This is a genomic window from Salinicola rhizosphaerae, from assembly GCF_014652715.1.
Classification (GTDB): domain Bacteria; phylum Pseudomonadota; class Gammaproteobacteria; order Pseudomonadales; family Halomonadaceae; genus Salinicola; species Salinicola rhizosphaerae.
The window spans coordinates 363,020-373,056 of record NZ_BMZI01000002.1 but is presented as its reverse complement, the minus strand read 5'-3'; the positions used below and the strand labels follow the sequence as shown (position 1 = coordinate 373,056).

9 protein-coding genes are annotated in these 10,037 nt (G+C 64.1%); 2 read left to right on the top strand and 7 right to left on the bottom strand.

Features of this window, described 5'->3' with window-relative positions; all coding sequences use genetic code 11:
- Nucleotides 1-155: 155 nt before the first annotated feature.
- Entirely contained in the window at nucleotides 156-1,253 is a 1,098-nt protein-coding gene (locus tag IE125_RS05170) for a DUF1615 domain-containing protein (protein ID WP_189443564.1), read from the bottom strand.
- 11 nt (nucleotides 1,254-1,264) lie between these two features.
- Complete coding sequence (argE, locus tag IE125_RS05165) at nucleotides 1,265-2,413, bottom strand: acetylornithine deacetylase (RefSeq protein WP_189443563.1); 1,149 nt, start codon at nucleotides 2,411-2,413, stop codon at nucleotides 1,265-1,267.
- A gap of 177 nt (nucleotides 2,414-2,590) precedes the next feature.
- On the opposite strand from argE, the gene IE125_RS05160 reads away from it, so the two are divergent.
- Entirely contained in the window at nucleotides 2,591-3,376 is a 786-nt protein-coding gene (locus tag IE125_RS05160) for a DeoR/GlpR family DNA-binding transcription regulator (protein WP_189443562.1), read from the top strand.
- Nucleotides 3,377-3,387: 11 nt separating this feature from the next.
- On the top strand, nucleotides 3,388-5,226 hold the full coding sequence (gene glmS, locus IE125_RS05155) for a glutamine--fructose-6-phosphate transaminase (isomerizing) (RefSeq protein ID WP_189443561.1): 1,839 nt from the start codon (nucleotides 3,388-3,390) through the stop codon (nucleotides 5,224-5,226).
- A 3-nt stretch (nucleotides 5,227-5,229) separates the two neighbouring features.
- On the opposite strand, the gene IE125_RS05150 is transcribed toward glmS, so the two are convergent.
- The 5 genes from IE125_RS05150 to IE125_RS05130 form a co-directional block, all read right to left on the bottom strand.
- Nucleotides 5,230-6,327, bottom strand: a complete 1,098-nt coding sequence (locus tag IE125_RS05150; RefSeq protein ID WP_189443560.1) for a CobW family GTP-binding protein — start codon at nucleotides 6,325-6,327, stop codon at nucleotides 5,230-5,232.
- 4 nt (nucleotides 6,328-6,331) lie between these two features.
- Entirely contained in the window at nucleotides 6,332-7,162 is an 831-nt protein-coding gene (locus IE125_RS05145; RefSeq protein ID WP_229808932.1) for a metal ABC transporter permease, read from the bottom strand.
- Complete coding sequence (locus IE125_RS05140) at nucleotides 7,162-7,959, bottom strand: metal ABC transporter ATP-binding protein (RefSeq protein WP_189443559.1); 798 nt, start codon at nucleotides 7,957-7,959, stop codon at nucleotides 7,162-7,164. Before IE125_RS05140 ends, IE125_RS05145 begins: the two co-directional genes overlap by 1 nt.
- Nucleotides 7,952-8,866: a metal ABC transporter solute-binding protein, Zn/Mn family gene (locus tag IE125_RS05135; protein WP_189443558.1), complete on the bottom strand. Its 915-nt coding sequence runs from the start codon at nucleotides 8,864-8,866 to the stop codon at nucleotides 7,952-7,954. The genes IE125_RS05140 and IE125_RS05135 overlap by 8 nt, the downstream gene beginning before the upstream one ends.
- 235 nt (nucleotides 8,867-9,101) lie before the next feature.
- Nucleotides 9,102-10,034 carry an oxidoreductase gene (locus IE125_RS05130; protein ID WP_189443557.1) on the bottom strand — a complete coding sequence of 311 codons (933 nt, stop codon included), beginning with the start codon at nucleotides 10,032-10,034 and terminating at the stop codon, nucleotides 9,102-9,104.
- Nucleotides 10,035-10,037: the final 3 nt, after the last annotated feature.

The following is a 10,037-nucleotide window of genomic DNA, read 5'->3' as shown; positions in this document are numbered from 1 at the left end:
GAACCAGACATCATTCAGATGTCTGGTTCGCCGAACCCATGTCGCTAGACCCGGCTCGCCGGAGGTCGTTCGGGTTGAGCCTGAAAGGCGCTATCAGGTGGCTTCTTTCCGACAGCCGTGGAAATTCCGTCGCTTCCAGCTTGGAATCCCGGTAATCAACGCTGCATGCACTGCTGCCAGCGCTCGTCGACCCGCTTGGCAAACCAGGCGGTGGTCAGGTTGCGGGTGATCTTGGGGCTCTCGAGCTTGATACCCGGCAGGTGAGCGTAGGGGATGGGCTGGCCTTCCTGCCGTGCCGCCAGCGCATGGACCTTTTCGTAGAGTTCGGTCTGCTCGAATTCGAGTGAATTCTCCTTCTCGAGCGCATCGCGAATTTCGCCATCATCCATCTCGAGCTGGCGCTTCAGCGTGCGCACGGCCAGCTCGGTCTGTCCCGCCTTGCGCGAGCCAGGAATGATCAGATCGCCATCGAGCGCCAGCGGAATGCCGGAAAGCTGCGTGACGGCGGCCTGGAACGCGGCATTGCGGCTGGCGTACCAGCCGGCGTTGAAGTCGGCGAAGCGATAGATCATGTCATCGTAATGGACGGGATAGCCGAGCAGATGGGCGATGCCGAAATAGAGTCCACCGCGTCGGGTGAATACCTCGTGGCGGATCGAGCCGTCGATCGGATAGGGATAATGGTCGGCGTGCGCTTCGGCGAAATCGACGCTCACCTGCATCGGCCCGCCGGTATGTACCGGGTTGAGACTGCCGAAGAGCTGGCGGCCCAGGGGCGCCATGCCGATGAAATCCTCGAAGATCTCGCTCATTTGCCGCTCGGTGGTGATGTGATCGAGGCGCTCGTTGTAGGTCTCGCCGGTCGGTGATTCCAGATTCAGGCCCGCGTCGACGAGAAACCCGGGGATGTGTAAGGCGCTGGCGCGGCGCTCGATCTCGTCACGCGCAATGGTCGAGAGATTGGGCACGCTCGGGTCGGCATCATAGGTGGACTCCTGTTCGATCACCGCCAGCGTGGCGCAGAGATTATCCCTGGTGGCCGGCAGATCTTGCGCTGCAAAGGCGGCAGTAATATCGGTGGCCCAGCCCTCTCGGTCACGGGTACTCGCCGGTATCAACGAGACCAGTTCATCCTGGACCGTCGCCGGGCGCTGCTCGAAGCCGGGCTGCGGTGCTTGGGTGCTGCAGCCGGCCAATATGACAGAACCGAGCGCCAAACTGAGCGCGAGAGCCCGGCGTAGTCCGGCAAGCATCGTCGATCTCCTCATGCGCCAAGATGCTCCACTAGCCGCTGCATCATCGCGTCGCATCGCTCGAGCTGTTCGATGGCGATGAATTCGTCGGGCTTGTGACCTTGATCCATGCAGCCCGGGCCACAGACCACGGTGGGAATGCCCGCCTCGTGAAACAGCCCGCCCTCGGTGCCGTAGGCGACCGTGCCGAAGTCGTTGCGTCCGGCGAGCGTGGCGATCAGCGCGGCAACCTCGCTCGAGGCTTCCGTGGTCAGTCCCGGATAAGACTGCAGCGGCTCGAAGACGATGTCGGTATCAGGCACCACCGCGCGCATCTTCGGAATCAGCTCACTCTCGGCGTAGTCACGCATTTCGCGCTCGACCTCACCGGCATCGAAGCCGGGCAGTGAGCGCACTTCCCAGTTGAAGCGGCAGTCCGCGGGCACGATGTTGAGCGCTTGGCCGCCCTCGATCACGCCGGTCTGCACCGTCGAGAAGGGCGGATAGAAGCGCTCGTCGCGACGGGAAGACTCGGCCAGACGCTCACCGATCTGGGTCAGCTTGGTGATCAGCTTTGCGGCATTCTCGATCGCGTTGACGCCCTCCGGCGCATAGGCCGAATGGCAGGGAGCACCCTTGACGTGACAGCGCACGCCGAGCTTGCCCTTGTGGCCCAGCACCGGCTTGAGTTCGGTCGGCTCACCGATGATGCAGGCGGTCGGCTGATGCGGCTTGTCTTCCAGCATCGACAGGATCGAACGCACGCCGAGACAACCCACCTCCTCGTCATAGGAGAACGCCAGATGAATCGGCGTCTTCAGATCGGCGGAGACAAAACTCGGCACAGCCGCCAGCACGCAGGCGATATAGCCCTTCATGTCCGCCGTGCCGCGCCCATACAGCTTGCCGTCGCGTTCGGTCATCTCGAATGGCGGCAGCGTCCACGGCTGGCCATCCACCGGCACGACATCCGTGTGACCGGAAAGCACCACGCCGCCGCGGTCGGTCGGACCGATCGTCGCCCACAGATTGGCCTTCGAGCGTTCGTCGTTGTGGATCAGCTCGCACTCGACGCCACACTCGGTGAGGTAATCGCGGATGAACTCGATCAACGCGAGATTGGAGTCGCGGCTGACGGTAGCGAAGCCGATGAGTTTTTCGAGAATCTGCTGACTTTTCATGAGTGGTGCGGGCCTATTGTGATTGTCGGCGAAGGCCAACCATGATGCCGAGACGGCGGTGCAGTGACTACTCCGTATCGCTATTCCGCGGCGCCCTCTCGACAATGTTCAGTATTTACATTTTGACTCGCTCCAATTATCTTTCGATTCGAAACTTTGTAGAGCGATTTTCGAAAGATGACGAAACGTGATACCGCCCAGCGTCGTCATGCCATCCTGACCTACGTCAACGCCCATGGGGAGACCCCGGTCGAGGCGCTGGCGAGCCGCTTCGCCATCTCCGAAGTGACAGTGCGCAAGGATCTCTCGATGCTCGAGCGCAGTGGGCTGCTGTTGCGCCGCTATGGCGGGGCCGCGCCGCTGCCGCAGGAAATGCTGAGCGAACCGGCTCATGTGCTCTCGCCCTACAAGCAGGCGATTGCCCGTGCAGCGCGCGAGCGCATCCGCGAGCACAATCGCATCATCGTCGACAGCGGCACCACCACGGCCGCGCTCATCGGCGAGCTGGGCGGACTGCGCGGGCTGGTGGTGATGACCAACTCGCTGGCCGTCGCCGCAGCCCTGCGTGAGCTGGAGTCCGAACCGGCGTTGTTGATGACCGGCGGCACCTGGGACCCGCACTCCGAATCCTTTCAGGGGCAGGTCGCCGAGCAGGTGCTGCGCGCCTATGACTTCGACCAGCTCTTCGTCGGCGCCGACGGCATCGATCTCGAACGCGGTACTACCACCTACAACGAGCTTTTCGGTCTGACCCGCGTGATGGCGGAAGTCGCCCGCGAGGTGGTGGTGATGGCCGAGGCCGACAAGATCGGTCGCCGTATTCCCAATCTGGAGCTGCCATGGGCACGCCTCGACACGCTGGTCACCGACTGGCGGCTCGACGACGCGTCGGCGGCCGCCATCGAAAGCCACGGTACCCGGCTGGTCGTCGCCGCCGAGCCGACTTCCCGAACTGACGTATAAGGACATCGATCATGTGTGGAATCGTCGCCGCGCTGGCCGCGCGCAACGTGCAGGGCATTCTGCTGGAAGGGCTCAAGCGGCTCGAGTATCGCGGCTACGACAGCGCCGGTCTGGCGGTGCTGAACGCCGACGGCGAGCTCCGCCGCCAGCGCGCCGTTGGCAAGGTCGCCGCGCTCGAGGAGAAGCTGGCTCAGGGCGCCTTGAGTGGGCATATCGGCATTGCGCACACGCGTTGGGCCACCCACGGCAAACCCTTCGAAGTGAACGCTCACCCCCACGTGGCGGGCGACGCGGCGGGCGGGTGTCTGGCGGTGGTACATAACGGCATCATAGAGAACTTCGAACCGCTCAAGCGCGAGCTGGAGGCCGACGGTGTCGTCTTCGAATCGGAGACCGATACCGAAGTCGTCGCGCACCTGATCGAGCGCGCCTTTGGCGAGACCGGTGATCTGCTGGCGGCGGTCCAGACGACGCTGGCGAGAATCGACGGCGCCTACGCGCTGGCGGTGATGCACGCCGAGGCCCCTCGCGAGATCGTCGGCGCGCGCAAGGGCAGCCCGCTGGTGGTCGGTGTCGGCATCGACGAGAGCTTCATCGCCTCCGATGCGCTGGCGCTCTTGCAGGTCACCGACCGTTTCATCTACCTGCAGGAGGGCGACGTGGTGCGCCTCTCCGATGGTCGCGGCATCGAGATATTCGCGGCCGGCGAGCGGATCGAGCGTTCTACACACACCTATGAGCACGGTGACGCGGCGGCAAGCCGGGGCGAATATCGCCACTTCATGCTCAAGGAGATTCATGAGCAGCCGGCGGTGATCGCGGCCACGCTGGAAGGTCGCCTCAGCGGTTCCCGCGTGCTCGAAAGTAGCTTTGGGGTCGGTGCCAAGACGTTGTTCGCTCGAGTCGAGCAGGTGCATATCATCGCCTGCGGCACCAGCTATCACGCCGGCATGGTGGCGCGTTACTGGCTCGAGAAACTGGCGGGATTACCGACGCAGGTGGAGGTCGCGTCCGAATATCGCTATCGCGACGTGGTGGTACCGAAGAACACGCTCTTCGTGACGCTCTCCCAGTCCGGCGAGACCGCCGATACGCTGGCCGCGCTACGCTACGCCAAGACCCTCGACTATCTGGGTGCGCTGGCCATCTGCAACGTCCCCGGAAGCTCCTTGACCCGCGAGTCCGATTTCGCGCTGATGACCCAGGCCGGCCCGGAGATCGGTGTCGCCTCGACCAAGGCATTCACCACGCAACTGGTCGGCCTGTTGATGCTGACGCTCTCGCTGCGGCAGACCCGCGGCGATGCGTGCGAGGCTGCGCTGGTACAGGCCCTGCGCGAGCTACCAGCGACGCTCGATCGAGCGCTGGAAATGGATGCGCCGATCGCCGAGCTCTCCGAGGCCTTCGCCGAGAAGCATCATGCGCTCTTTCTCGGTCGCGGAACGCAGTTTCCGATCGCGCTGGAAGGTGCGCTCAAGCTCAAGGAGATCTCCTACATTCACGCCGAGGCCTATCCGGCGGGTGAGCTCAAGCATGGCCCGCTGGCGCTGGTCGATGCCGACATGCCGGTAATCGCGGTGGCCCCCAACGACGAACTGCTGGAGAAGCTCAAATCCAACCTGCAGGAAGTGCGCGCCCGTGGCGGTCAGCTCTTCGTCTTCGCCGACGAGGGGGTCGCGCTCGGCAGCGCCGACGAACTTCGGGTGCTGCACGTGCCGCGCATCGACGAGATTCTGGCCCCCATCCTCTACACCCTCCCGCTGCAGCTGCTCTCCTATCATGTCGCCGTGCTCAAGGGCACCGACGTGGATCAGCCGCGCAACCTGGCTAAGAGCGTCACGGTGGAGTGAGCTTCAGCTCACCGCCACCATCACGCTCTCCAGCGACTTCCGGGGGATGTCGCGGGTGATGAAGACGAGCCGTGAGCGGCGGTCCTCATCCGGCCAGGCGTCCAGTTCCACCGGTGGGTGAAAGATGTGCTGCACGCCATGGATGACGGTGGGTCTGTCGCGGCCTTCGATATTCAGAATGCCTTTGATTCGCAGCATGTTCTCGCCCATCAGCGCGAGCATCAGATCGAGCCAGGCTTCGAACCTTGCCAGGTCGATGGGCGTGTCGAGCGTGAAGCTGTGGGCGTGGATATGATCGTCGTGGCGATTGGGATCGTTATGAAGGCCATAGGCTTCGCGACTGCCGATGGTCAGCGGCGATAGGCCGGTGGCGCCGCCCGCATTGAACGAGAGGCCATCCATGACCGGTGGTTCGGGATCGAGATAACCGTCCAGCCAGCGCGCAAGATCCGCTCGGGTGCCATCGGCATCCATCAGCCCCAGGCCGATCAGCGCCGTGGCATCGATCTCGCCCGCCGTGATCACGCGCTGTGCCGCACCGGGATTGATGGTCGTCAGACGCCGGCGCAGCGCCGCGAGCGAAGCCTCATCGGTCAGATCCGACTTGGTCAACAGCAGCAGATCGGCGATGGCCGACTGTTTCACGGCCTCTGGATGACGGTCGAGCGTGCTGGCGCCGTGGGCGGCATCGACCGTGGTGACGATGCCGTCCAGCCGATACTGTGCCACGAGTTTGGCGTCGGTCATCAACGTGTGCAGGATCGGCGCGGGATCGGCGAGCCCGGTGGTCTCGATCACTAGCCGGTCGAACTGGCGCTGACCGCCGCGCGAAAAGCGCCAGGGCGCGTCGCGCAGCGTGCGGGCGAGATCGCCGCGAATGGTGCAGCAGAGACAGCCGCTATCCAGCGTGACGACTTCCGTTTCGTCGGTGGCGCTGAACAGCTGATGGTCCAGGCCGATCTCGCCGAACTCGTTGATGATGACGAGAATGCGGTTCATGCCCGGCTGACGCACCAGCCGATTGAGCAGCGTGGTCTTGCCGCTGCCGAGAAAACCCGTCAATAGCGTGACGGGAATGGGGTGATGGCGGGTCGAAGGCATGGTTTCATCCGCTCGAGCGTGAGAGAGACGAGATCGGCAGACCGTAACGCGTCAGCCGGCTCAGCGCATAGAGGCCGAAACTCAAGGCAGCGATGCAGGACGATGCCGGCAGGTTGGCATAGTAGGAGATCACCAGCCCGCCCAGGGCTTCGCCGAGCGCGAGCAGCGCGGTCAATGCAAGCCCGATGCCGACGCGTCCGCTCCAGGCCTGGGCGGCGCTGGCGGGGCCGATGAAGATGGCGAAGCTCAAAAGCGCACCGATCACCGGCACCGCAATGGCCGATGCGGCGCCGAGCAGCAGCAGGAACAGGGTATCGATCAGCGAGACCGGAATGCCTTTGGCGCGCGCGGCATCCGGGTTGAGACTCGAGAATCGCAGCGGCCGGAACAGCGCGATGAGCCCCGCCAGCACGACCAGCGAAGTGATCGTGATCCAGCGAATCTGGCTGGCATCGATGCCGAAGACGCTGCCGAACAGGATGCCGATGGCGGCGTTGGCGTTGGCGCTGTAGAGATTGATGAAGAGCGCTCCGAGACCCAGCGAGAACATCAGGATCATGCCCACGCTGACGTCGCGTTCGCCCACGTTGCGCCCCGACCATGCCATCAGCAGTGCCGCTCCGAGCACGAAGACCAGCAGCCCGACCATCGGCTCGGCGCCGATCAGCGACGCCCCGGCAGCGCCGGCAAAGCCGATGTTGCTCAACGCATGCGAACCGAACGCTTGGCGGCGCAGCACGACGAAATAGCCCACCAGCGAGCCCATCAGCGCGATGACCGTGGTCGCCAGGAAGGCGTTCTGCATGAAGTCGTAGCGCAGAAACTCGGGCAGCATCACTGGCCCACCGCCCGGAGCCGACGCTGGCTCCCCTCGAACACGAAGCGGCGCCCGCCTTCGCTGATGACGCGCATCGACGTGCCGTAGAGCTCGCTCAGCGTAGAGTCGCAGATGATCTCGTCGACACGTCCGGCACGTCCGCGACCGCCGGCCAGGTAAAGCACCTGATCGCATACCTGCAGCACAGGGTTGATGTCGTGGGTGCTGAAAATGACGGCGATCCCGCGGCGCGCCAGCGCATCGGCTACCGAGACGATGCGATCCCGCGCGGCGGGGTCGAGTTGGGAGAGGGGCTCGTCGAGCAGGATCAGATGAGGATCGTTGACCAGTGCCTGGGCGATCAGCAGGCGTTGACGCTGGCCGCCTGAAAGCGTCGACAGGCGGCGCCGTGCCAGATCGCTGGCATCGACCGTTTCCAGTGCCGCGTCGACGACCCGCGACCGTTGCCGGCGACGGTTCGGCAGCGGCATGCCCCAACGGTGTGCCTGATAGGCCGCGCTGACGAATTCGCGACCGATCAACGCATCGTCATGAAGCAGTCTGGAGGCCTGCGGCACGTAGGCGATGTGGCGCCTGGCGCGCCGGGGCTTGTCGCCCATGACCGCCAGGGTGCCGGCATGCAGCGGCACCAGCCCGAGCAGCGTCTCGAACAGGCTGGTCTTGCCGGCCCCGTTGGGACCGACCAGTGCGGTGAAACTGCCGGGCGCGATCGTGAACGACAGGGCCTCGAACACGCTCGCCGACCCTTTGCCGGCGGCGATGTCTCGGGCGTGAATCAGTGGCTCATCAGCCATGATTTTCCGGGTTCGCGTCCTGATCGGCCTGGTTTAGCGCCTGATCGATGGCGTCGAGCTGCTCGATCTGCCACTGGGCATAATCTTCGCCGTGCAGCGGAATGGCGCTGACACCAACGGTCGGGATGCCCGCTTCCTTGGCCGTACTGACCTGATTTTGCGTCAGACGGTTGTTGACCTGCAGGTTGTAGATCAGTAGATCGACCTGGTGTTGCTTCAGCGCGTCGGTGAAGATCGCGACCTGCTGGGCGCTCGGCTGATGGTTATCCATCGAAGCGAACTGGATATCGTGATAGCGATTCTCGTAGCCGAGCAGCGCGATCATGTAGCTGTAGACCGGCACCGTGGCCGTGATGCTCAGGTTGGGGTGATCGGCGATCACTTGCTGAACGGCGCCGTAGACCGGCAGCAGCGACTGCTGAAATGCGGCGAGATTGTCGCGATAGTCGTCGGCGTTGTCTGGGTCGATCGTCTCCAGCGCGCTAGCTACCCGGCTGGCGGTCGCCAGCATGATCTGCGGGGAGTAGAACAGGTGCGGATTCTTGTCCGCCATGATCATGTGGCTGCCGGCTTCGCTGGCGCGGATGACCTGACGCTCGGCGCCATCGGTGCTCTTGAGCAGCGGCTCCATCCAGCCGTCGAAACCCAGTCCGTTGAGCACGACCAGATCGGCCTGTTCCAGATTCCTGACGATCTTCGGATCGGCGCGGAAGGCGTGCGGGTTGACGTCGGGGCTATCGAGCAACGAGACGACATCGACATGATCGCCACCGATCGATTCGACCATGCTGCCGTAGCTGCTTTCGGCGGCCACCGCGTGAATGGCTGCCTGGGCCGAACCGATGCCGGCAACGGAAATGACGGAGAGCGCCACGAGGGATGACAGTAAACGGCGGGATAACGACATGAACAAGGCTCCGGATGAATGACGTAAAGATGAGATTGGCAGGCGGATGAACCCTCGAATCGCCCTGCCGCGGCAGGCGTCGGGTTGACTGCGACGAGGCTTGGGCCTGCAGCGGAAAGACTCAGGTGCGGTACACGCGGGCACGAGAGGTGGATACACGCATTTACGTTATAACATAACATTAATGAGCAATGTCTTCAACGTCATGACTCGACGCGTGGCGACTTCGACCTGGCTAATCGGGCCAACGGGCCCCGGTCAGTTCGCAGGACACCGCCCACAACCGATCTTCAACGATTTGATCCCTGGCCGCGTTGCTGCGGTGAGCGTGCTTGGGTTTGCCGCGAGTCTCGGCGAAGCCATTGGGGCCGAAGTAGTCGCCGCCGTGAACGCCCTCGGCGAGTGCGGCGTGCAGCGTGGGACGGGCGCCATCGGCGGCGGACTGGCTCAGCAGCGGCATCAGTAGTTTGAAGATCGTGCCTGCCAGCGGCCGGCTCTTGACCCCATGATCGAATAGCGCCGTGCGTGAAAGACCGGGGTGAGCAGCGACGCTCACGATATCCCAGCCGTGATCGACGCTGCGCTTCGCCAGGGCTTGCGCGAACAGCAGCATGGCGAGCTTGGACTGACGATAGGCGCGCCAGGGATCGTAGCGACGCGCACCGTCGAGGTCGTCGAACTCGATCCGGCCGCTGCGGTGGGCCAGGCTCGAGAGCTGGACGACTCTGGCCGGGTCATTCTCGTGGCCGGGAAGCCGTGAATGAGCGCTGAGCAGCGGCAGCAGCAGACTGGTGAGCAGGAAGTGGCCAAGGTAGTTGACGCCCAGCTGACGCTCGAAGCCGTCTGCGGTCAGCTCGCGGCGGGGCAGCGCCATCAGGCCAGCGTTATTGATCAGCCTGGCCAGCGCGTGCTCCCGCTGGCGAAGCGTCGCGGCGAACGAGCGCACCGAGTCCAGACTATCGAGGTCGAGCAGCGCGAACTCGACCGCGGCGGCAGCGTCGTGCTGGCGAATCGAACGGCAGGCAAGCTCGCCCTTGTCGGCGTTGCGACCGGCGATGATGACGCGATAACCGGCCTTGACGAGTCCTCTTGCGGTTTCCAAGCCCAGACCCGCCGTGGCGCCGGTGACGACGGCCAGCGACGGCGTGGGCGATTCGGTTTTCGGCATCGA

Bases quoted from the DNA above. Each gene is read 5' to 3' on its own strand.
- IE125_RS05150 (WP_189443560.1), bottom strand. From the start codon at position 6,327: ATGCCTTCGACCCGCCATCACCCCATTCCCGTCACGCTATTGACGGGT.
- IE125_RS05130 (WP_189443557.1), bottom strand. From the start codon at position 10,034: ATGCCGAAAACCGAATCGCCCACGCCGTCGCTGGCCGTCGTCACCGGC.
- glmS (WP_189443561.1), top strand. From the start codon at position 3,388: ATGTGTGGAATCGTCGCCGCGCTGGCCGCGCGCAACGTGCAGGGCATT.
- IE125_RS05170 (WP_189443564.1), bottom strand. From the start codon at position 1,253: ATGCTTGCCGGACTACGCCGGGCTCTCGCGCTCAGTTTGGCGCTCGGT.
- IE125_RS05160 (WP_189443562.1), top strand. From the start codon at position 2,591: ATGACGAAACGTGATACCGCCCAGCGTCGTCATGCCATCCTGACCTAC.
- IE125_RS05135 (WP_189443558.1), bottom strand. From the start codon at position 8,866: ATGTCGTTATCCCGCCGTTTACTGTCATCCCTCGTGGCGCTCTCCGTC.
- IE125_RS05140 (WP_189443559.1), bottom strand. From the start codon at position 7,959: ATGGCTGATGAGCCACTGATTCACGCCCGAGACATCGCCGCCGGCAAA.
- argE (WP_189443563.1), bottom strand. From the start codon at position 2,413: ATGAAAAGTCAGCAGATTCTCGAAAAACTCATCGGCTTCGCTACCGTC.
- IE125_RS05145 (WP_229808932.1), bottom strand. From the start codon at position 7,162: ATGCTGCCCGAGTTTCTGCGCTACGACTTCATGCAGAACGCCTTCCTG.